The sequence below is a fragment of the Pseudidiomarina piscicola genome, from assembly GCF_902806985.1.
GTDB lineage: Bacteria > Pseudomonadota > Gammaproteobacteria > Enterobacterales > Alteromonadaceae > Pseudidiomarina > Pseudidiomarina piscicola.
This window is the reverse complement of the sequence record NZ_CADCXY010000002.1, coordinates 195,198-217,653: the sequence shown is the minus strand read 5'-3', so window position 1 is coordinate 217,653 and position 22,456 is coordinate 195,198. Positions and strand designations below refer to the sequence as shown.

Annotated in this window: 14 protein-coding genes; 10 read left to right on the top strand and 4 right to left on the bottom strand. The window is 50.8% G+C overall.

Going from position 1 to position 22,456, the window contains the following annotated elements; genetic code table 11:
• The first annotated feature begins 5 nt into the window (after positions 1 to 5).
• Both murQ and PSI9734_RS05805 read left to right on the top strand, forming a co-directional pair.
• The gene (gene murQ / locus PSI9734_RS05810) at positions 6 to 938 is read left to right on the top strand and encodes an N-acetylmuramic acid 6-phosphate etherase (protein WP_173920180.1); all 933 of its coding nucleotides are present in this window, start codon (positions 6 to 8) and stop codon (positions 936 to 938) included.
• Positions 935 to 2,095: an exo-beta-N-acetylmuramidase NamZ family protein gene (locus PSI9734_RS05805; RefSeq protein ID WP_173920179.1), complete on the top strand. Its 1,161-nt coding sequence runs from the start codon at positions 935 to 937 to the stop codon at positions 2,093 to 2,095. The genes murQ and PSI9734_RS05805 overlap by 4 nt, the downstream gene beginning before the upstream one ends.
• 12 nt (positions 2,096 to 2,107) lie before the next feature.
• On the opposite strand, the gene PSI9734_RS05800 is transcribed toward PSI9734_RS05805, so the two are convergent.
• Positions 2,108 to 2,956 carry a MurR/RpiR family transcriptional regulator gene (locus tag PSI9734_RS05800; protein WP_173920178.1) on the bottom strand — a complete coding sequence of 283 codons (849 nt, stop codon included), beginning with the start codon at positions 2,954 to 2,956 and terminating at the stop codon, positions 2,108 to 2,110.
• A gap of 70 nt (positions 2,957 to 3,026) precedes the next feature.
• On the opposite strand from PSI9734_RS05800, the gene PSI9734_RS05795 reads away from it, so the two are divergent.
• Both PSI9734_RS05795 and PSI9734_RS05790 read left to right on the top strand, forming a co-directional pair.
• On the top strand, positions 3,027 to 5,822 hold the full coding sequence (locus PSI9734_RS05795) for an FAD-binding and (Fe-S)-binding domain-containing protein (RefSeq protein WP_246194775.1): 2,796 nt from the start codon (positions 3,027 to 3,029) through the stop codon (positions 5,820 to 5,822).
• 10 nt (positions 5,823 to 5,832) lie between these two features.
• Complete coding sequence (locus PSI9734_RS05790; RefSeq protein WP_173920177.1) at positions 5,833 to 7,005, top strand: M14 family zinc carboxypeptidase; 1,173 nt, start codon at positions 5,833 to 5,835, stop codon at positions 7,003 to 7,005.
• Here the strand turns inward: PSI9734_RS05790 and PSI9734_RS05785 are convergent.
• Positions 6,970 to 8,853, bottom strand: coding sequence for a glycoside hydrolase family 3 protein (locus tag PSI9734_RS05785; RefSeq protein WP_173920176.1), 1,884 nt, complete (start codon positions 8,851 to 8,853; stop codon positions 6,970 to 6,972). The genes PSI9734_RS05790 and PSI9734_RS05785 overlap by 36 nt on opposite strands.
• Positions 8,854 to 9,302: 449 nt before the next feature.
• Here PSI9734_RS05785 and PSI9734_RS12090 point away from each other — a divergent pair, with 449 nt between their 5' ends.
• The 4 genes from PSI9734_RS12090 to PSI9734_RS05765 all read left to right on the top strand — a co-directional run bounded on the left by PSI9734_RS12090 (position 9,303) and on the right by PSI9734_RS05765 (position 17,080).
• Positions 9,303 to 12,182 (top strand): TonB-dependent receptor domain-containing protein, encoded by a 2,880-nt coding sequence (locus PSI9734_RS12090; protein ID WP_281351443.1) that lies wholly within the window; start codon positions 9,303 to 9,305, stop codon positions 12,180 to 12,182.
• Between the two features lie 81 nt (positions 12,183 to 12,263).
• Positions 12,264 to 13,775 (top strand): tryptophan halogenase family protein, encoded by a 1,512-nt coding sequence (locus PSI9734_RS05775; RefSeq protein ID WP_173920175.1) that lies wholly within the window; start codon positions 12,264 to 12,266, stop codon positions 13,773 to 13,775.
• Positions 13,772 to 16,240 carry a penicillin binding protein PBP4B gene (pbp4b, locus tag PSI9734_RS05770; RefSeq protein WP_173920174.1) on the top strand — a complete coding sequence of 823 codons (2,469 nt, stop codon included), beginning with the start codon at positions 13,772 to 13,774 and terminating at the stop codon, positions 16,238 to 16,240. The genes PSI9734_RS05775 and pbp4b overlap by 4 nt, the downstream gene beginning before the upstream one ends.
• A gap of 15 nt (positions 16,241 to 16,255) precedes the next feature.
• Positions 16,256 to 17,080, top strand: a complete 825-nt coding sequence (locus PSI9734_RS05765) for a prephenate dehydratase (RefSeq protein WP_173920173.1) — start codon at positions 16,256 to 16,258, stop codon at positions 17,078 to 17,080.
• 103 nt (positions 17,081 to 17,183) lie between these two features.
• Here PSI9734_RS05765 and cydB read toward each other — a convergent pair whose 3' ends face one another.
• Both cydB and PSI9734_RS05755 read right to left on the bottom strand, forming a co-directional pair.
• A complete protein-coding gene (cydB, locus tag PSI9734_RS05760; RefSeq protein WP_173920172.1) occupies positions 17,184 to 18,185 on the bottom strand; it encodes a cytochrome d ubiquinol oxidase subunit II in 1,002 nt (333 codons plus the stop codon).
• Between the two features lie 2 nt (positions 18,186 to 18,187).
• Complete coding sequence (locus tag PSI9734_RS05755; RefSeq protein WP_173920171.1) at positions 18,188 to 19,591, bottom strand: cytochrome ubiquinol oxidase subunit I; 1,404 nt, start codon at positions 19,589 to 19,591, stop codon at positions 18,188 to 18,190.
• Positions 19,592 to 19,769: 178 nt separating this feature from the next.
• Here PSI9734_RS05755 and PSI9734_RS05750 point away from each other — a divergent pair, with 178 nt between their 5' ends.
• Together PSI9734_RS05750 and PSI9734_RS05745 are read left to right on the top strand one after the other, a co-directional pair.
• A complete protein-coding gene (locus tag PSI9734_RS05750) occupies positions 19,770 to 20,270 on the top strand; it encodes a TIGR00645 family protein (protein WP_173920170.1) in 501 nt (166 codons plus the stop codon).
• Positions 20,271 to 20,389: 119 nt separating this feature from the next.
• The gene (locus PSI9734_RS05745; RefSeq protein WP_173920169.1) at positions 20,390 to 22,456 is read left to right on the top strand and encodes a S9 family peptidase; all 2,067 of its coding nucleotides are present in this window, start codon (positions 20,390 to 20,392) and stop codon (positions 22,454 to 22,456) included.

Genomic DNA, 22,456 nt, shown 5'->3' with positions numbered 1-22,456 from the left:
TGATTATGGAAGACACAAAACGCACAGCTGATCTCCTCGCGCAGCTTAATAAGATTGTTTCCGAAGGGCGCAATCCGGAAACCATGGAAATTGATACGCTTTCCAGTGAAGGTATTTTGCGCAAGCTTAATCACGAAGACGCACAGGTCGCGCCTGCTGTTGCAACTCAAATACCCAGTATTGCGTTGGCGGTGGACGCCATTGTCGAACGCCTGCAGCGCGGTGGGCGCTTATTCTATATTGGCGCCGGTACCAGCGGGCGCCTCGGTATTTTAGATGCGGTTGAGTGTCGACCCACGTTTAGTGTGCCCGATGACTTAGTGCAGGGCATTATTGCCGGCGGTGAACATGCTATTCAGTATGCCGTTGAGGGAGCCGAAGATGATCGCGCCGCAGGCGTGGCCGATGTCAAAGCACTAGAGCTAAGTGAACAAGATGTGTTAGTTGGCCTGTCAGCGAGTGGTCGCACACCTTATGTGGTTGCTGCATTAGAGTACGCCAACACCATCAATTGTGTCAGCGTGTCTGTGACCTGTAACCCTGATTCGCCACTGATGACCACAGCGAAAATCGGTATCTGCCCGGTGGTCGGTGCGGAAGCGCTCACCGGTTCGACGCGAATGAAATCAGGCACCGCACAGAAATTAGTGCTCAACATGCTCAGCACAGCCAGCATGATCCGCTTAGGCAAAACCTACGAAAACCTGATGGTTGATGTAAATGCCAGCAATGAAAAATTAAGGGCTCGGGCGATTCGTATTGTCATGCAAGCAACCGACTGTGAACGCGCCACGGCAGAGCAAGCGCTCAAAGAAGCGAAAAACCGCGCTAAGCTGGCGATTCTGATGATTCTGACCGGCACGAAACGAGGCGAAGCTGAAGCGCTTTTAGACCAAGAGAATGGCTTCTTAAGGCGCGCGGTGGAGCAAAAATCATGAGTAGTTTGCGCGCCTTATTGGTCGTGTGCTTGCTGGTTGGAGTGGCCGCATGCGCAACCAACAAACCGCTAGAGGTTGGCGCTGAGCAGCCGAGTAAGTACTTACATTTAATGGCTGACAAGCGCGTTGCGCTGGTGGTTAATCAAACTTCGAGAGTGGGAAGCGAGCACCTGGTTGACAAGCTATTAGCGCAAAATATTGAGGTAGTAAAAGTACTGGCGCCAGAGCATGGTTTTCGCGGCGATGCGGGCGCTGGAGAAACCATTAGTGACGCTGTGGATGATAAAACCGGCCTGCCCATTTTGTCGATTTATGGGGCGAGTAAGAAGCCATCGCCTGAAATGCTTGCTGACGTCGAGCTGTTAGTGTTCGATATTCAAGACGTAGGGGCACGGTTTTATACCTACATCAGCACCATGCATTATGTGATGGAGGCCGCGGCTGAGCAGGGCATTCCAATGTTAGTGCTCGATCGGCCAAATCCGAACGGCGCTTATGTTGATGGCCCGGTTTTAGACAGCGCCTATCAGTCGTTCGTCGGCATGCATGAAATTCCGCTGTTGCACGGTATGACCGTGGGTGAGCTAGCATTGATGATCAAAGGCGAAGGGTGGATTGCCCAAGCAGACGACTTGCAACTTGAGGTGGTGCCGGTAGCAAACTACCAACGCCAGCAAGACTATGAGTTGCCGGTTGCGCCAAGCCCGAATCTGCCTAACGCGCAGGCCATACAGCTATACCCATCGCTATGTTTGTTCGAAGCGACAGCAGTAAGTATTGGCCGTGGCACGGCGTTTCCTTTTCAGGTGATGGGCCATGATCAGGTCCCCCTAGGCACCTTTAGCTTTACTCCGCAGAGCCTGCCAAACAGTGCGCCAAACCCCAAGTTGGAGGGCCAAACTGCTTACGGTTATGACCTGCGTCAGAGCGAAGTGAAAGGGCTCGACTTAACCCTATTGATTGAGGCCTACCAAGCGTTTGCAGCAGCTGGCGAAACTTTTTTCACCGCACCTGATTTTATGGATAAGTTAAGTGGCACCGACCAACTTCGTAAGGCTATTGCGGCGGGTCAGTCTGCGCAGCAGATCCGCGCCAGCTGGCAAGCGGATCTGCAGGCCTTTAAACAGCGGCGTAAGCCTTACTTACTTTATCCTTAGCGGGGCCTTGTATTAAGAGTTGCGCAGCCGATGAAAGGCTTTATTTGTTTGGGCAAGCGTTGAGCGACCAGGCTCTGAGGCTTGAATTAAGGCGATAAAGAGCAAGTCGATAATCAAATTTTGTGCGGTTCTCGCATGAATCGATGACAGGCGCGTCGATTCACTTTCGGCCACCGAGTAGAGCTTCACATCGGCAAGTTGGTTAATCGGCGTTTTGCCATAACGGGTAATGGAAATAACCTGGCACTGATGGTGTTGGGCTTCTTTGATCACCCGAGTTACTTCGCGTGTGGTGCCAGACTCGCTAATGGCAATGACGACATCATTGGCCTTGAGGGTTGCGGCGATCGCAAGCTGAATATGGCTATCGGCGTCGGCTTGAGCTTGCATACCGAGCTTTTGTAGCTTGTAACAGAGGTCTTTACAGACCAATGCAGAGCCACCCACGCCACTTATCAAAATGCGGTTGGCGCTAATTAAGCGCTGAATAGCTTGGGTAAAGGCTGCTTTTTCGTTGAGGTTACGGGTTTCACTGAGCACATTGATTTTGCCGGTTAACAGCTTGTCGGCCATATCGTTGAAATCGTCTTCGAGGGTGATTTCACCGTGTAATCGATCACTTTGATGGGTTTTCTTGTTTAGCGCATCAATCACCGACAACTTAAATGCAGGGTAGCCTTTGTAGCCAAGTTTCTGGGCAAATTTAATCACGCTCGACTGGCTGACATGAACCGTTTGTGCCAGTTGTGACGACGACATATCGCGCAACGCGCTTGGCGATGCCAGGGTAAACGAGGCTAGTTTGGCCTCACTTGCTGATAACGTATGCTGTATTGCTTTTATTTTCGCAAATGCAGACATGGTGTCCTACTCTGTGGAATTAATTATTCAAATATAAACGAGTTAAAGCGAATATCACAAGGAGTTTTTGGTGCGCCAACAATCTGAGCTAAATCAGGCGTTCATGCGCGGTGTTTGCGAGCTATTGCCAAGCGCCCGGCGTTTTAGCGACCTCACGCGTCGCTTGGCGTTTAGCACCGATGCCAGCTTCTACCATAAGCTACCGCAGCTAGTGGTGCAGATCGCCAGCCCGCAAGAAATGCAGGAATTGCTACGTTTAGCACTTACCTATGAGGTGCCGTTAACCTTTCGGGCCGCTGGCACCAGCCTGTCGGGGCAGGCCTTGTCCGATTCGGTATTAGTGATGCTGACCCCCGACTGGCGAGCCATGGATGTGCTCGACGAGGGGGAGCGCGTCAAGTTACAGCCCGGCGTGATTGGCGCCGAAGCCAATAAAAAATTAGCGCCTTGGGGGCGAAAAATAGGTCCTGATCCGGCATCGATTAATAGCTGCAAAATTGGCGGGATTGCGGCCAATAATGCCTCAGGAATGTGTTGTGGCGTGCGCCATAATAGCTACCATACCTTGCAAGAAATGACCTTTATTCTAGCCGACGGTACATTGGTGGATACCAGTGATGCTGCGTCAGTAAGTGCGTTTCGTCGTAGCCATGGCAGTTTGCTTGACGGTTTGGCAACACTTGCGCGTCAGGTGCAAAGCGACACCGAACTCAGCGCCAAGATAGCGCAGCAGTATCGCTTAAAAAATACCATGGGCTACGGCTTGAACGCGCTCCTGGACTACCAAGACCCGCTCGCCATATTAACCCACTTGCTGATCGGCTCTGAAGGCACGCTTGGGTTTATTGCAGATATTACCTATCGCACCGTACCGCTGCCTGCGGCCAGTGCCACAGGGCTCTATTTATTCCCCTCAAGTCATGCCGCCTGTGCGGTGATTAGCGACCTAAAAGCCATCGGGGTAAATGCGGTGGAGTTTATGGACGGTCGCGCACTTGCCTCGGTGAGTGATCTACTTGCGCCTTATACCGAGCTGCGTCCCGATGAAACAAACGTGGCGTTGCTGATCGAGGTTGTGGGCGACTCGCAGGCTGAACTTGAACAAGGCATTGCGGCCATTGAAGCCTGCTTTGCACAGCAACAAGACAGCCAAGCGCTCTGTAGCTTTAGCACCGATAGAGCCACTGCAAGTGGGCTTTGGAATATTCGTAAGGGGTTATTTCCGGCGGTGGGTGCAGTGCGACAAAGTGGCACGACCGTTATTATCGAAGACGTTGCTTTCCCTTTGGCCCAGTTACCCGATGCGGTGCAGGCATTGCAACAGCTATTCGTCGATTATGGCTATCATGAAGCTATCATTTTTGGCCATGCGTTAGACGGCAACGTGCATTTTGTGTTTACCCAAGGCTTTGCTACTGCGGCGCAGACTCAAAACTACGAAAACTTTATGGCCGCCCTTGTCACTTTAGTCACCGAGCGCTTCGACGGAACCTTGAAAGCCGAGCACGGTACGGGTCGCAATATGGCGCCTTATGTGTACGCTCAGTGGGGTGGTGCTGGGCTTAAAGTGATGCAAACCTTAAAGCAGCTGATTGATCCTAAGGGGATTTTAAACCCTGGGGTAATTATTAATAACAATCCACGGGCGCATGTGGAAAACTTAAAACAGCTGCCGGAACTAGATACCACCGTTGATCGCTGTATCGAGTGTGGATTCTGTGAGCCGCAGTGTCCTTCGCTTAATTATACGTTATCGCCACGTCAGCGTATTGCCGTGATGCGGCGAGCGCAAGGCCTACCACCGGCACAAAAACAGCAGGTTGAGCGCGACTTTCAGCATCTAGGCATCGATTCCTGTGCGGCCACCGGGCTTTGCGCCACGGCCTGCCCTGTGGCGATAAATACCGGTACCTGGGTACAACAATTACGGGCAACGCAAGCGCGTCATCCGAAGGTCGCGCACTGGGCCGCCAAGCATCTGAATAGCAGTCTACAAATTGCTAGGTTTGCATTAAGTGCGGCGCGCTCAGCCAGCCATATCGCACCCAAGCTAAGTCAGAAATTAGCCCCGCGCGGCATTCCTGAGTTACCGCCAGCGGCCGCAGAGCATTCAAACACCAGTGCTGTGAGTCAACCGGCCGGCCAAAAAATGGTCTACATGGTGACCTGTCCCAACCGGTTGTTTGGCTATGCATCGTCCTCAGACGAGCAGTCAAGCTCGTTGCCCGAGACCTTGCTGCGGTTGTGTAACAAAGCCGGAATTGAAGTGATACAGCCAGCGGCACTTCGTCACTCGTGCTGTGGTCAGCCATGGCTCAGCAAAGGTTACCCAGAACAGGCCAGCGAGCGCCGTTCGCAGTTACGCGAACTTCTGTGGTATGCCAGTGAGCAAGGCCGTTGGCCGGTGGTAATGGATGCGAGCCCATGTGCTTTGCAACTGACGGACGATGGGCAACTTAATATTTTGGAGCTAAGCGAGTTTTTGCTTGATTATGTGGTGCCCAAAGTGGCCCTAACGCCGGTTGATGAGCCGGTGTTGCTGCATGTCACGTGCAGTAGTCAGCGTATGGACAACGGTGATGCTTTACGTGCTTTAGCGCACCTTTGCAGCAATGACGTGGTGGAACCTGAAGGCATCAAGTGTTGTGGGTTCGCTGGCGACAAGGGGTTTACCTTACCCGAATTAAATCAAAGCGCTTTGGCCCCGTTAGCTGAGCAAGCAGCCGTGCAACAGCGTAAAGGCTGCACCCAAGGGCTAAGCAACAGTCGAACCTGTGAAATAGGATTGAGCGAGTACAGTGGTGTTACCTATGCCCATATCGCCTTTTTGCTTGATCGTATTAGTCGTCCAAAACTAAATCAGTAGGAGTTTTGAAATGAGTCATCCGGATGTCGCCATTGCCGATTTAAATCAAGCAGTTGAGGCAATGCTGTGGCCGCAACTTGACGATGCCCACCTGACCTATGAGGTGATTGCGCCGATTATTGAGCGGCTTAAGCAAGAGCCTGGCATACGGGCAGAAACCCTTGGCCATTCCTATCTTGGCACCCCGATACAACGGTTGTCGGTGGGCCAGGGGCCTGTGGTCGTGCTCGCTTGGACGCAAATGCATGGTGACGAGCCAACAGCGACAGCCGCGGTACTAGACTGGCTACGCTTGTTGCTAACTCAGCCACCTGCGAGTTTACCGCGCGACTGGCAGCAGCAGCTGACACTGCATGTTATTCCGATGCTGAATCCAGACGGCGCTGCGCAAAGTACCCGACAAAACGCCCAAGGTATCGATATTAATCGCGATGCGCTTGCCCAACAAAGTCCTGAGGGGCGCTTGTTGTGGCAACAGGTACAAGCGTTGCAGCCGACGGTGGCATTTAATCTACATGACCAAAACCCTTACTATGCAGTCGGTGATACCGACACGCCGGCCACCATCGCGTTTCTGGCCCCTGCGTACCATCCAAAAAAACACGTTGATGGTGCACGCTTGCAAGCCAAGCAACTGATTGCACTGATGAAAGATAAACTTTCCTACTGGTTACCACAGGGCATTGCACGGTACGACGATAGCTATTCTCAACGTTCTTTTGGTGATGCTATTGCGGGTACGGGGGCGAGTACTATTTTGATTGAAAGTGGTGCCCATCGCGACGATCCACACCGACAAGTTGCGCGCCGGCTCAATGTTATAGGCCTGCAACTGGCGATTGAAGCTCTACTTAATGGCACTCATGAGCAGTATAGTTTGGCGGACTACTATGGGATTCCAGCCAATACCGCCGATGGTTTTTGCGATATTAAACTATGTAATGTGACCATCGACGATGGCCAGCACTCAGCCTATCAAGCGGATATCTGTTTAGTGAAAGCCGCGTCAACCCAGTCGCTATTGATTGATTTTGTTGGTGACGCCAGGACGGTGCACGGTTTTCGTGACTATGACGCGCAAAAGCTCGGCCTTGCAAACCTTTGCGCGCTCCCCCGCTTAGGCGGTGATGGCCAAACGTTACTTAAATCACTTGGCCTGCACAGCACCAACTGTAACCGGTAATTGCCCACGTGCATCAGCCCCAAGCAGCACCGCAACCACGGCTTCAATACTTGGTGCGTGCAGTTGGGTTTGACCATTGCCATGCAGCGGCTCATGTGGCAGAGGGTGGGTACTGTAATCGTAGCTGGCGATACCCGCATCGCTGATAGCTTGGAACTGTGACAGCATGTAAGGCGCACGCAGGGCAACGACAATGGTGGTTTGTTGTTGCGCGTTTGCCGCAACCAATGCTTGGCGGATCCAGTCATGCTGTGCCGCTTTACTTGGGCGGTCGCGCCAGTTGTTAAGGTCATCCATCCCGCCCATTTCGGCCAAGCTATGATGCGGGGTAATATCGCCAATCACTAAGGTGGCATTTTTATCCCACTGCTGCCATGGCGCACCTTTGGGTAATTCACTCAAGCTTAGACAGCGGCTGGTACTGTTGGGCTGTTGGGTCATCAACGCTTGTTGGAAGGCACGGCAGCGAAGGTTGTCTGGCATAATAAGTTGCCAGCGAGTGCTGCGAACAGGCAGCACACCACGATCATAAACTTGGGTAACAGCGGCCGCGGCTAGTTCACGTTCAAGTTGCTTATTCTCAGCTAAGGGCAGCTGTTGTTCGGCATCGGCAATACGCTGAGCCAAAGCTGGCATCGACGATGTATCGATCTGGTAGCTTGCCTTAAGGGCTGCAATACGTTCCGCCGAGGCCTGCAATGCGTTGTTATCCAGCTCGCCCTGTTGGGCGGCTTGCGTGAGGCCGTCGAAAAACTGCCAAAAACCTTCAATATCGGCGTTGTTGCGAATCGTGTAGGGCATCAACGCGATATCCGCACCTGCTTTAAACGTTTGTAGTGTCGCTGCGAGTGGGTCGAAGTAATGGGCGATGCCAGCCATATCTAGGGCATCGGTAATCACCACACCTTGGTAGCCTAATTCGTCGCGTAGCACCTGAGTTAGGATCTTTCGTGACATGGTTGCCGGCACGACGCGTGGCTCACCGTCGGTGCTGATAAAGGTGGTGTCGTCTAATTCTGGGTATTGAATGTGCGCAGTCATGATCATCGCCGGTGGGGCGTTACTAGCGATGCTTTTTGCAAAAGGTAAGAGGTCAACCGCATCAACTGTGGCGCGGTCATGCGCAACGCGCGGTAAGCCTGTGTGACTATCCGTATGGGTGTCGCCATGGCCGGGGAAGTGTTTAAGTGCGCTCATGACGCCTTCGGCTTGCATGGCGCGAACAGTGGCTTGACCAAGGGCCGCGACGGTCGCTGGATGCTCGCCGTAACTCCGCACATTAATGACTGGGTTTTGCGGGTTCACATTCACATCAACAGTGGGGGCAAAGTTGACGTTAAAGCCGAGTAGTTTTACTGCTCGACCGATGCCACGCCCTATTTTTTCGGCAAACTCTGTTGCATGCACGGGGTAAGTTGCACCGATCGCCATATTGCCACTAAAGCGTGTCGCCATGCTGTCGGGAAGTCGCGCGACACGCCCACCTTCTTGGTCTAAAGCAATAAATAGCGGCGGCAGGTCGTTAGCTTTCATCACCTGTTGCATTGAATCAATCAATGTCATGGTTTGCGGTATGCTTTCAATATTCTCGGCAAACAGAATGACGCCACCGATGGCACCGCTGCTCAGCACCTGTGCAAGTTCATCGGGTAATTCTGTCACCGCTTGTTGGCATTCATCGCTGGCGCTGTCGTCATGGCAAAAATAGCGAAAATCGAGCATTAACTTCTGCCCAATTGCATTTTTGAGTTGCACGTTATGTGGGGCGCTCTCTTTGGCAGGTGAGCAGCTCGACAGGCCAATGGCCAAAACAACATAGGTGCTGAATAGGGTGACGATGCGAAACATAACTATACTCTTATTAATTATCGAGATGGGCTATCCTACGTGAGTCGACCTGATATTAGCAAAAATAAATTATTCCATGAAAAACGCGTTTCACTTTCAGAAGCGTTTAACTAAAACCAGATTTAGTTAGATTGATTTGCACTAATAGACTTGGAGTATGAGCAAAAACGGTCATAAAACGACCTGCAACAAATCGGCTAAAAGCCCTAAGCGGCGGTAAAAAAGAAGGAAAATCTGGTAAAAGTGAAAAGTAGCCCATTCGTCGCATAAAAATTACATATTAAACGACTTGGAATAATTTATTATTTACATTATAAATGTATGTGGTACTTTCAACTTATGATGAATCGGTTCATCGGTTGTGGTAACTCGTCGAATACGACAGAGATTATAAAAAAAAGCGTAGTGACGATACGCATCAGATTCTTACAACGAGCGGAGATTGCAAAGTGAAACTCAATAAAATAGCACTCGTGCTGGGGTTAACAACAAGTATGAGCGGCCTCGCTTATGCGCAAGATGTTGACCAAGAAGAGAACACACAGCAAAACGAAGAAGCAGAGAAAGTTGAACGAATTCAGGTAACAGGTTCAAGCATCAAGCGTACGGCAATGGAAGGCGACTTACCGTTAACGGTGATTTCGCGCGAAGACATTGATGCCCAAGGTATTACGTCTGCAGAACAGTTGTTACTACAACTCAACGTTGCTTCAAACTCAAACGATAACCTAGCTAGTAACACTGGTATCGTGAGTGGTGAAGAGCGCGGTAATAACGGCGCTTCAACAGCTAACTTACGACAACAGGGCGCCGGCTCGACTCTGGTTCTATTGAACGGACGTCGGACCGCGACACACGGCCTTAAAGGTCGCTCTGTTGACTTAAACTCAATTCCTTTTTCTGCCATCGAGCGAGTTGAAGTATTACGTGACGGCGCGTCTGCTGTTTACGGTACCGATGCCATCGGTGGTGTTATTAACTTCATTCTGAAAAAAGACTTCCAAGGTGCGCAAGTTGGCGCATTTGCGGATCATACCGAGAACGGTGGCGGTAATATATACCGTTTCAATGTGTTAGCTGGTTCCGGTGATTTGTATTCAGATGGCTACAACGTAATGGCGTCACTGTCGTATCGTAAAGCAGAAATTCTGCGCGGTGTAGATCGTGATTTCACCAATACGTTCCAACCTGAAAGTGGTTTGTCACCGGATACTCGTGGTACGCCATTTGCGTCACTGAATAGCCGTGGCGGCGGTGCTGATCCAAACCACCCCAACTATAACCTGATCGGTGAAGGGTTAATGTACCCAGGTGATCCAGACCGTATTAACGATGTATTGAACGTGCTGGCGCTGCCTGGCATGCCGGGCTGTGATGTGTACCCGAATATGGGACCTGATGCTGCCGAGCTTTGGAACCGTGAACGTAACTCTGGTGTAAGTTGTGCGTGGGACTATCCTCGTGCGGCTGCATTGCAGCAACCGGTTGATAGTCTTGACTTCGTCGCTCGCGGTACCATGGTACTCAGCGATAATGCCGAAGGTTTCGTTGAAGTGATGGGTTCTGAAGTTACTTCGCAAAAAATATTCGAACCGAACCAAATCACCCCATGGTCGATTGGCACTGAAGGCTGGTACCCAAGCACAGGTGAGTCGTACGACTATATTGTTGACGCACTCTCTGACTTTTATGGCGCGGACCAGCTAAACATCGGTGCACCTATTGCCTATCGCTGGCGTTGTATGGATTGCGGTAACCGCGAAATTGAAACGACGACCAAAGCCATGAAAATCCAGTTCGGTGTCGAAGGCACCATTGGCTTCTGGGACTACCGTGTCGGTTTAGGTCACGCAACCAACGAATCAGACTCGCAACTAGGTGGTGGTTATCACTACACCTCATTGCTGGCCGAAGGTATCGGTAGTGGCGATATTAATCCATTCTTACTACCAAATCAGTCACAAACTCAAGCAGGCATGAATGCTTTAGCAGCAGCCTCTGCTGAAGGTGTGGTTCTTTATGGTGGTAAAACCACAATGACTCAGTTCGATGCGTCCATTACCGGTGATACTGGTTGGAACCTTGGCTGGGGTGGTGACAACGTCTATGTCGCTGGTGGTGTGGATATTCGTAACGAAGGCTACGAGTTTAATGGCGATCGTCGTGCCTCTGCAGACCGCCCTGAAATTTACGGTGCACCTTTTGATAACGCCAACGAACTTGACGATGTTGACCGTACGGTGAAAGCGGTGTTTACCGAGGCTTTAGTGCCAGTCGTTGAAGACTTCGAAATGAACTTAGCTGTTCGTTATGACCATTATGATGGTTTCGGTGGTACTACCAACCCGAAAGTAGGTTTAGTGTGGACCCCAACGGACGAAGTTTTGGTACGTGGTGCATACAGCACTGGTTTCCGTACACCTTCGTTTAACCAGCTGTTTAATGGTGTTTCAGAACAGCCATACACAGGCCAAGACTTAGCCGACCCGCGCGACTGTCCAGGCGGTGAAGTGGATGCAAGCGATCCGAATTGTGATACCGCGATTCAGCCAACACGTTTGTTTGGCGGTAAGGAAGACCTTGGTCCAGAAGAATCGAAGCAACAAAGCTTTGGTATTGTGTATGCACCAACCGACAGCTTGTCGATGAACCTTGACTGGTGGCGCATCGTTATTGACGGCACCATCCAGATTCCTGGGTTCCGTGACTTACTAGAGAACTACGAGTTATTTGAAGATAACTTTATTCGTAACGAGCAAGGCGAACTGGTGACCATCGACTCGCGTTATATTAACGCCGGTGAACGTCAAACCAGTGGTATTGAAGTGGGTGTTCAGAGCAACGGCGAACTTGCCGGAGGTATCTGGAACCTTAACTTCAACGGTAGCTACTTGATTGAAGATAAGAAGAAGCTACTCGACAACGCGGCTTGGGGTGACAACCTTGTGGGCACACACTCACGCGGTAACATTCCATTGCGTTGGAAGCACACCATCATGTTCAACTACGCGAAAGGCGATTTTGCGCATAACTTAACGCAAATCTATCGTCATAGTTATGATGATGAAACGCCACCAGGTGTAAGTTCAGGTATTGCTGATCCGCAATACTACGACGGTGAAGTCGGTAGTTACTTGATTTATAACTACAGTGTGCGCTACATGGCGTGGGACGACGTTGATGTTACCTTCGGTATCAAAAACTTGTTTGACCGCGATCCACCGTTCACGGCTCACCAAAACGACTACTCACCAGGCGCAGCCTTTGATCCTCGCGTAGCAGATCCGCGCGGGCGTTCATACACGCTGCAGTTGACTTACAACTTCTAAGTCGAGTGAGTATAAGTGTAATGTAACTATGCGGTCAGCTTCGGCTGGCCGCATCTATTTTGGTCCTCTATGAATCAGTCGATGACGCATCCGTATCAAATCGTTATCTTAGGTGGGGGCTCGGCAGGTTGGATGACTGCTGCAGCGTTAAGCAAAGTCCTTGATCCTAAACGCTACCGCATCACATTGGTGGAATCGACCCAAATCGGCACAGTGTCCGTGGGCGAGGCGACCATTCCTGGTATTCGCGAATTCAATCAATTACTCGAATTAGACGAAGATGAATTTTTACGCGAAACCAACGGCTCATTTAAGCTAGGTATTGCCTTTGAAAACTGGCAAAACCAAGGCGATTTCTACATGCACCCGTTTGGCCCCTATGGCGTGACGCTACACGGAGTGCCTTTTCATCATTACTATCTACGCCATGTGCGCGAACAAGGCGACGACAAGGCCATACCTTTAAGCGACCTAAACCTTGAATGGCGTGCCGCTATGGAAGGTAAATTTACGCGACCGATCGCCGATAAGCGTAGTCCGCTCGGCCACATAAAATATGCCTATCACTTTGACGCGTTAAAATACGCCGGTTACTTAAAAAAATACGCAACCAAGCGCGGCGTCGTGGCCCTCGACGACCGTATGGTCGAGGCTCGGCAGGCGATCAAACATGGTCCGATTGAAGCCTTGATACTTGAGAAAAATGGTGAAATCGAAGGCGATTTCTTTATTGATTGTAGTGGTTTTAAAGCCTTACTTATTGGCGAAGCCCTGGGAGTTAGCTATCACGATTGGCGTCAATGGATGCCATGCGATAGTGCCGTCGCTTTGCCGGGTAAGCATGACAACGACAACATCGTACCTTACACCCGATCCATTGCGCACCACGAAGGCTGGCGCTGGCGCATTCCGCTGCAGCATCGCACGGGCGAAGGGTATGTTTACTCAAGCCGCTTCACTGATACTGAAACAGCCGAGCGCAATTTCCGCGAAACCATTGGCAACCATGAAAGTAAGGCAAATCACTTACGTTGGATCAATGGTCGCCGCGATGCACCATGGCGCCATAATTGCGCCGCAATTGGCTTGTCGGCAGGCTTTATTGAGCCGCTGGAGTCTACCGGCTTACAGTTAACGCAATCGGGTATTATGCGGTTGATAAGCTTGTTACCAGGCCCTGGAGACAACCGCCAACGGGCGGCGGCATTTAACCGTTATGCGGCAGAAGAAATCACCAATATTCGTGACCTTGTTCTATGTCACTACAAGCTAACCAATCGCGAAGATTCAGAGTTCTGGCGCTACTGTAAACAAATGGAGATACCTGACAGTGTGCGCGAACGACTCGATCTCTATCGTGAAAACGGCAGTGTTTTCCGTAACAGCAACAACGAACTTTTTAACGAAATCAGCTGGATTTCGATGTTCGAAGGACAAGGCTTACGGCCTGAAAATGTCCATCCGTTAGCTGAGCAAATGCCAGCACAAACGTTGCAACATCACTTGGAAACTATTCAGCGGGTGTTTGCCCAGTCAGTGGCGCAACTCCCGACCCACGAACACTTTATTGAGAAGTATTGTAAAGCCCCATGATGCGAACTTTTTTGAAGCCCCTTAGTGTTGCTGCGATTGCGCTAGTTAGCCTAAATAGCTGTAGCCTGCTGGACGACTACGAACAAATGCCATCGGCGAACTACGACCATCGAATCAAGTTCTTGGTGATGCATTATACAGCGATTGACTATGCGCAAAGTGTCGAAGCCTTGGTGGAGCCTAAAGGCTTAAGCTCACACTATTTGGTACCCGAGCGTGGTGACCCAAGTTACCCTCATGATGAGCTGCAAGTGTATCAGTTGGTCGATGAAAGAGAGCGTGCATGGCATGCTGGGGCCAGCCACTGGCAAGGTCGCAATGACCTCAATGATCAGTCCATTGGTATTGAAATTGTCAACGTGCCGCAATGCGAATGGGACAATCAGAGCCAAGCCAGCCGTGCCGAGCATGGTGAAAACCGTCTGTGCGTATTTCCTGACTATGATCCTCAGCAGATTGAAAAGGTGATTGCCCTGGCTCAGGATATTTTGGCACGGCATCCGGATATTCATCCAACTGCGGTGGTAGGGCACTCGGATATCACTCCCACCCGAAAAAATGACCCAGGCCCACGCTTTCCTTGGTACCAACTTTACCAACATGGGGTTGGTGCCTGGTATGAACAAGAAACGCTTGCACGCTACTGGAAACAGTTTAATCAGCAGCCGCTGAATACGGGACTTTTGCAAGCTGCATTTGGTGCTTATGGTTATGGTTTAGTTGAAACCGGTCGCTACGATGAAGTAACGGCGAGCACAGTAGCGGCTTTTCAAATGCATTTCTTACCCTGGAATGTTACCGGTAAAGCCGATAGTCAGACGACCGCTGCGTTGTTTGCCTTATTGGAAAAGTACTTTCCTAAGAAGCTGAAGCCGTTGTGGCAGCGCTATGAAACTGAAAGCTCGGTGGTGGCGGAGCCAGCGCAGCAGCCAAAACCGGTACGAGGGCAGGTCGACGCGCGTTTTCCAGAGCCCGAAGCGCAGCGCTCAACGCGTGAATGGGTCAATGATAAAGCGGTGTTCAAAAGCTACCAGGGCCGCGGTGAGTTAGTGCTCGTTGCCGAGCAAGACCTTGAAGCCACCTTGCAAGTGAATGGACAAGAGCTCTCATTAGCTCGCCCGCTGCAGGCTGGCAAGCAATATAGCTACTCGTTACAGCGTCGTACCCAAGATGGCTTGAATACGTTCGAAGTGGTGGATATTGCCCCAGCGGGGGCCAAGCTCAACGTGCAGATACCCTACCCACAGTTACAACCAATGGACACTGCAAGTGCCTATGACTTTAGCAAGGTCGATGAATTAATCGAGGCAGATGTCGCAGAGGGCTTTCCAGGGGCTGTTTTATTGGTGATCAAAGACGGTGAAATCGTTAAACATAGCGCCTATGGCTTTGCCCGGCGCTACGACGAGCAGGGCCAACTGCTGGCCAACCCAACGCCAATGCAACCAGACACACTGTTTGATGTTGCCTCGAACACTAAATCGTTTGCAACGGCTTTAGCTATGATGCACCTAGTGCAGCAAAATCAACTTGATGTTACCAAGCCCATTTATTATTACCTGCCTGAGTATCGCGGCAATGGGCGTGAAGCAAGAACCGTCGAAGACTTACTGAACCACCATTCTGGCTATGCGCCACAGGTGCACTTTTTTGATCCCGAAAATAAGTTGGGTGAAGGTTTTTATTCACTACAAAAAGAAAAAACCCAGCGCCTGATGGCGACCAAAGTACCCTTTGATGTGGGCAGTGGCGTGCGTGCGACCTACAGCGACACTAATTTTATGTTGTTAGGGACTATTATCGAGCGCATCACCGGAATGCCGTTAGACCAGTATGTTGAACAAAACATTTACCGGCCTCTTGGATTGCAAGACAGCCTGTTCGCACCGTTGCGTAAAGGCCGCCATAGTAGTGACATTGCCGCCACGGAATTGCAAGGTAATACGCGCGGTGGTGTCGTTGACTTTCCTGGGGTGCGTACCTATACCTTGCAGGGCGAGGTTCATGACGAAAAAGCGTTTTACGCCATGAACGAGGTGGCAGGGCACGCGGGTTTGTTTTCCACGGCGCCGGATCTTGCGGTGCTCATACAAACGCTGCTTAACGGCGGCGGGTATGGGCAAGTAAAGCTATTTGACCGCAGCGTTATTGATGCCTTCACCAAGCCCCACCAGCGCGATCGAACCTTTGGCTTGGGCTGGCGCCGTGCTGCGGATGGCCAGCTACGTTGGCACTTTGGTCCATATGCCAGTGCGCAGGCCTTTGGCCATACGGGCTGGACAGGCACGGCGACGGTGGTCGACCCGGCGCTAGACTTAGGCATTGTATTATTAACCAATGCGCGTCATAGTCCGACTAAAGAGACCGATGGCGCCGTCGAATTCTTCGGTAAAAGCTTTGAAACGGGTAATTACGGTAGCATCATGACTGCGGTCTATGAAGCGATTCTTGAGGCCGACAACTAAGGACAATTGCAACCTATGCGTATTGCAACGCTTGGCCCCGCTGGTACGTTTTCCGAGCTCGCTGCGTGTGAGTATGGGCGCCAGTTGCAGCACTATACCTTGCATTTTTACCCGGCGTTGGCGCGGGTACTGAAGGCGCTGCCTGATGAGGCCGATTGCGCCGTCGTTCCTATTGAGAATATTGTTGAAGGGGTGGTTTCACCGGTTATTGATAGCTTTGTGAAGCGCCCCCTTGAGATCACTGCGGAGTTGACGATTCCGGTCCGCTTTTCGCTGGTCGCCAATCATGTCGCGCCGGAAAAAATATATGCGCAGTTTGTCGCGCAAGGCCAGTGTAGCGAGTGTTTAAGTCGCTACGATGTGCCGATCATGAATACTGCCAGTAATAGTGAGGCTTTACGGTTGTTGCAACAAAGCCGTGAGCCGGCAGCGGCAGTTGTGCCAGAGCACAGCCTACGCGAACATAGTTTTGCTCATGTAGAAAGCAATATTACCGACTATGCGCATAATGAAACACGCTTTGTGGTGGTGCGTACCAAGCAGCAGGCAGAGCCGTCAGCCCGGCGTTCAGGTGTAGCCTATAAAACCTCGTTACTGATCATCGATGATACCGATCACCCCGGTCTGCTAGTGGAGCACCTGCAAGTATTTGCGGCGTATCGGGTCAACTTGACGTCGTTAGTGTCGCGACCCACAGGGCAAAAATTTGGCCACTATCACTTTTATATCGAGTGCGAGGGGCACGTTGCCGATTCAGCGATTGCAGCCGCCCTGACCTTGATCAAGCTGCGTAATAAGGTAATGGTGTTAGGCAGTTATCCAGACTCCAGTGCGACTTAAAGCAGTGCCCACCGAATCAACAAGCCAACTAGGGTTACCGCAGCAACGCCGGCAACCCAAAGTGCGATAAACCAGCCCAATCGCTGCCATGTTTCGCGCCGCATTAGTCGTGGTACCCTTCGTCGGCACGCACCTTGCCACGGAACACCCAATAGGTATAACCGGTATAGGCAAAAATAATGGGCAGCAGCACGGCGGCACCTACCAGTAAAAAGGTTAAACTATTGTCTGGTGCTGCGGCCTGCCATAGAGTTATGGCCCGCGGTACTAAGTAAGGGAAAATACTCACCGCGAAGCCTAAAAAGGCGACCAGAAATAGCCCTAATGACCATAAATAAGGGCTCCCTTGCCGCTGCGCATGTAGTGCTCGTAACAAACCGATAGTGACGACCGCAAGTACCAATGGCAGCGACCACAACCATAGCGATGCTGGAAAGCTAAACCAACGTTCGGCGATGGCTGCATCACGCCAAGGTAAGTAAAGACTTACAAATGCGATACAGGTAACGAGCCCGATGGCGGCTTTAAACGCTAAGCGATATGCCTTTTGTTGCAGCGGACCGGTGGTTTTTAGCACAAGCCAGGTGGCGCCTAACAGTGCGTAGCCAATGACTACCGCGACGCCGCAGAACAACGAAAACCAAGTGAGCCAGTCAAACCATCCGCCGGCATAGGCTCGATCAACCACCTCGATACCTTGCAGCATGGCGCCTAGCATGATGCCTTGGCTAAGGGCCGCAACTAAGGAGCCAAGAATAAAAGAAAGATCCCATAGGTGTTTATTGGTTTTCGTCTTGAAGCGGTACTCGAAGGCCACGCCACGGAATATCAGCCCCAATAACATGGCAATCACGGGCATATAAAGTGCTGGCATTAGCACTGAATAAGCTAATGGGAACACCGCGAGTAGACCGCCGCCACCCAGTACGAGCCAGGTTTCATTGCCATCCCACACGGGCGCGACCGAATTCATCATTACGTCACGGTCGCGATCGGATTTAAACCATGGAAAAAGCATGGCCAGGCCTAAGTCGAAGCCGTCGAGGGCAACATAAGCAAACACCGAAACGGCAATTAAGATGGCCCAAATAAGTGCATAATCCATGCTTAGTCCTCCTCGTGAAGCAAACGTTCGGCAGCCATTCCAACGGGCGTCGGCCGTGCATAGTCGGGGATATGAGTCTGATCTGGGTCAGCACTCATTTTGCGTAAAATATAAACCGTACCGGCGCCAAACACTAAAAAGTAGACACCGATGAAGGCCAGTAGACTTGCACCGACCCCTTCTGCGGCAATCGGTGACGCAGCATCACTGGTGCGTAATAGGCCATAAATAACCCAAGGCTGACGACCTACTTCGGTAACGATCCAACCGGCGATCACGGCGACGAAACCAGATGGCGCCATGATGAGTGCCGAGCGGTGTAGCCATGAGCTCTGATACAGCTTACCTCGCGCTCGTTGAATACCCGCCCAGAGGCCAACCACCACCATTAACAGGCCGAGCCCAACCATAATTCGAAAGGCCCAAAACACCACGGCTACGGGCGGCCATTCGTCTCGTGGAAAAGCATCGAGCCCAGTGACTTCAGCATTCACATCGTGTTTGAGAATAAGACTCGCAAGCCCTGGTATTTTAACGGCATAGTCGACCTCCGCGGTTGCTTGGTTCGGTACGCCAAACAAATAGAGAGGCGCTTGGCTTTGGGTGTCGAAGTGACCTTCCATTGCGGCCACTTTGGCTGGCTGATGCTGTTGCGTATTCAGCCCATGCAGGTCGCCAACGAACACTTGTAGGGGTGCCACCAGCAGTGCCATCCACATGGCCATGGAAAACATTTTTCTCGCTGCGGCATTACTGCGGTCTTTGAGTAGGTGCCAGGCACCAACGCCACCCACGACAAAAGCTGTGGTTAAGTAGGCGGCTAATAGCATGTGGGCGAGACGATAAGGAAAGCTGGGATTAAAAATCACCTCGAACCAGTCTTTAACGATATATTGGCCGGCTTCGTTGATGCCAAACCCTGCAGGCGTTTGCATCCAGCTATTCACCGATAGAATCCAAAATGCACTGATGGCGGTGCCGATCGCGACCATTAAGGTGGCAAAGTAATGGAGTCGCTCACCGACGCGATTCATACCAAATAGCATGACTCCGAGAAAACCTGCCTCTAAGAAAAACGCCGTCAGTACTTCATAGCCCATCAGCGGGCCTATCACCGGCCCGGCTTTATCGGAAAATACCGACCAATTGGTGCCAAATTGATAGCTCATGACAATGCCGGACACAACGCCCATACCGAATGCCACCGCAAATATTTTGAGCCAAAACCGAAAGAGCTTTTGATACACCGGATTACGTGTTCGTAGAAACAGGCCTTCTAGTACCGCCAAGTAACTTGCGATACCTATGGTGAATGCCGGAAAGATAATATGAAACGCAATAGTGAAAGCGAATTGAATGCGGGCAAGTAGGAGTGCGTCGGCTTCGCTAAAGAGGCTCTCGATCATACTAAATTCTCCGGTGACTGCGGGGGCCATTAAAGTATAGGTAATTCAATCGCCATTAATAGGTAAAAACACCACTTTTAGTAAGACTATTTTTTATCCATCGACCTACCTAAAGTATGGCAAGTGCGCATCACACACGATAAACTTTAGTTCTAAACGCCTCATACTAGGAATCACCATGGAACGCTTTGTCGAAAATCTAATGTACAGCTTGCGTTGGCTGTTAGCGCCAATCTACTTAGGCCTTAGCCTGGCCGTGATGTTACTGGCGGTGAAATTCTTTCAGGAGATTTTTCATACCATTCCACACATCTTCGAAATGGCAGAGGTGGATTTAATTCTGCTCACGCTGACGTTGATCGATATTGCACTGGTAGGTGGCCTGTTGGTGATGGTGATGCTTAGCGGCTATGAAAACTTTGTTTCCACGTTAGATATTAATGGCGATACGGAAAAGCTCGCCTGGTTAGGTAAAATCGATGCTGGCGGCCTTAAAAACAAAGTAGCGGCGTCTATCGTAGCCATTTCATCCATTCACTTACTAAAAGTTTTTATGAATGCCGATAACATCAGCACCGATAAAATTAAATGGTATGTGATTATTCACCTGACCTTCGTTGGTTCCGCTTTCGCGATGGGCTACCTGGATAAACTTATGCGTAAACCGAACAACGATTAATCTCTGAAACTATCGGTTTGGTCTAGTTCAGTTGCTATCTATTGGTGTCTTTGGGTAGTCTCGGGTGCAGTGACGTTATTTTTAACAGAACCATGCAACAGAACCATGAGAAGCCAACTATGACCAATAAACTAAGTCCAACAGCGATCAGTCTCTGTCTCGTTTCCGCATTGTTGCTTGCGCCGACTGTGGCGCAAGAGCAGCCCGCTCTCACTAAAACCCTACAAGCTGAAGATGTGTTTGCCCTTGAGCACGCCAATAGTGTGCAAATTTCACCGGACGGTAACTACATCGCCTACGTACGCAATAGCTTCGATATTATGACCGACAACACTCGTCGTGGGTTATGGCTGGTTGATACGGCAACTGGGCAGCATACGCCGTTGTTTGCCGATAAACATAGCTATGGAAACCCAACATGGTCGCCTGACGGCAAACGCTTAGCTTTTACGTCGAATCGTTCTGGCCGTAATCAAATTCATGTGTTTTGGGTCGAAGAACAACGTGTTGCGCCAGTTACCGAAGTACCGAAAAGCCCTAGCCAAATGGCTTGGTCGCGTGATGGCGAGCACCTTGCGTTTATGATGGCCGTTGAAGAACCGAAGTCTGACTTCGCGAAAAGCGTTCATACCCCGAAGAAACCGAGCAAAGCAAAGTGGGGCGATAGCCCTATCATTGTCGAGCGAACGCTTTACCAGCGTGATGGCCGTGGTGTTACAAAGTCGGCTTATAACCAAGTCTTTGTGGTTCCCAGCGAAGGCGGTAGTGCACGGCAAATTACCGATGGTCCGTTTCAGCATCGCGGGCCACTCGTTTGGGCCGATAACGACCAGCAGATCGTTTTTTCGGCAAATCGCAACAAAGACTGGGAATACCAATCGCGTGAAAGCGACTTATGGGCTGTGAAGCTGGCTGACAATAGTTTGCATCAGCTCACAGATTTGCCAGGCGATGAATATTCAGCGACCTTGTCACCCAATGGCCAACAGCTAGCCTTTATTCATGGTGAGAATACGCCAGTACCTTATCGCAACGGTACCTTGCACAAATTAGACTGGGACACTGGTGCATTGGCTGCGATCAAAACCAACTTCGACCGTTCGTTGGGTAGCCCTAAGTGGATGGATAACCAGCGTTTAACGGTGCAGTACAATGACCGTGGGCTGACCAAAGTGGCAGAAGTAAACTTAAACGGCGAGCTCACCGAGCGGGTGAGTAGTTTGGGTGGTACTTATGTTAGCCGCCCTTATACCAGCGGTATGTACTCGCTCGCGCCGCAAACTGGTGCCATCGCGTTTACCCATGCAACGGCTTATGATCTCGCGAATGTCGCGGTTGAAGTGAATGGCGAGGTGCAACAATACACCGACTTAAATAGCGATGTACTTGGTTACCGTGATTTGGGCGAGGTAAAAGAAATTAATTACACCTCGTCGTTCGATGGCACGGAAATTCAGGGCTGGTATATTTTACCGCCAGGTTATGAAGCCGGCAAAACCTATCCTACCTTAGTGGAAATTCATGGCGGCCCACACGCCGCTTATGGTCCGGTGTTTGGTATCGAACATCAACGCTATGCCGCTGAAGGTTATGTCGTTTTGTATGTTAACTATCGTGGTAGTACCTCGTATGGCGCGGAGTTTGCCAACTTGTTAGACGGCTTTTACGCGTCAGAGCGTGATTTCGCAGACCATATGTCGGGCCTCGATAAGTTAATTGAAATGGGCATCGCTGATAGCGACAACTTGTTTATTGCTGGCGGCTCAGCGGGGGGTATTGCAACCGCTTATGCAGTGGGCTTAACGGATCGTTTTAATGCAGCAGCGGCCACTAACCCTGTGATCAACTGGGTGAGCAAAACCTTGACCGCAGATAGCTCTATCGGCCAAATTCAAAACCAATTCCCGGCGATGCCGTGGGAAGACTTAGCGCATTATTGGAAACGTTCACCCTTGTCGTTGGTCGGTAATGTAACCACACCAACGTTACTCTTCACTGGTGAGCTAGACCGTCGCACACCGATGGCAGAAACCGAGCAATTCTATCAGGCGCTGCAATTACAAAACGTTGACTCTGTTATGGTGCGGGTACCCGGCGCCTATCACGGAGTGACAGCAAAACCGTCACGTATTGTCGCGAAGGTTGAGCATGCGTTAGCTTGGTTTAAACGCTACCGTAAAGAGTAA

Coding starts and splice junctions, on each gene's coding strand:
- murQ (WP_173920180.1), top strand. CDS start 6: ATGGAAGACACAAAACGCACAGCTGATCTCCTCGCGCAGCTTAATAAG.
- PSI9734_RS05805 (WP_173920179.1), top strand. CDS start 935: ATGAGTAGTTTGCGCGCCTTATTGGTCGTGTGCTTGCTGGTTGGAGTG.
- PSI9734_RS05800 (WP_173920178.1), bottom strand. CDS start 2,956: ATGTCTGCATTTGCGAAAATAAAAGCAATACAGCATACGTTATCAGCA.
- PSI9734_RS05790 (WP_173920177.1), top strand. CDS start 5,833: ATGAGTCATCCGGATGTCGCCATTGCCGATTTAAATCAAGCAGTTGAG.
- PSI9734_RS05785 (WP_173920176.1), bottom strand. CDS start 8,853: ATGTTTCGCATCGTCACCCTATTCAGCACCTATGTTGTTTTGGCCATT.
- PSI9734_RS05775 (WP_173920175.1), top strand. CDS start 12,264: ATGACGCATCCGTATCAAATCGTTATCTTAGGTGGGGGCTCGGCAGGT.
- pbp4b (WP_173920174.1), top strand. CDS start 13,772: ATGATGCGAACTTTTTTGAAGCCCCTTAGTGTTGCTGCGATTGCGCTA.
- PSI9734_RS05765 (WP_173920173.1), top strand. CDS start 16,256: ATGCGTATTGCAACGCTTGGCCCCGCTGGTACGTTTTCCGAGCTCGCT.
- cydB (WP_173920172.1), bottom strand. CDS start 18,185: ATGGATTATGCACTTATTTGGGCCATCTTAATTGCCGTTTCGGTGTTT.
- PSI9734_RS05755 (WP_173920171.1), bottom strand. CDS start 19,591: ATGATCGAGAGCCTCTTTAGCGAAGCCGACGCACTCCTACTTGCCCGC.
- PSI9734_RS05750 (WP_173920170.1), top strand. CDS start 19,770: ATGGAACGCTTTGTCGAAAATCTAATGTACAGCTTGCGTTGGCTGTTA.
- PSI9734_RS05745 (WP_173920169.1), top strand. CDS start 20,390: ATGACCAATAAACTAAGTCCAACAGCGATCAGTCTCTGTCTCGTTTCC.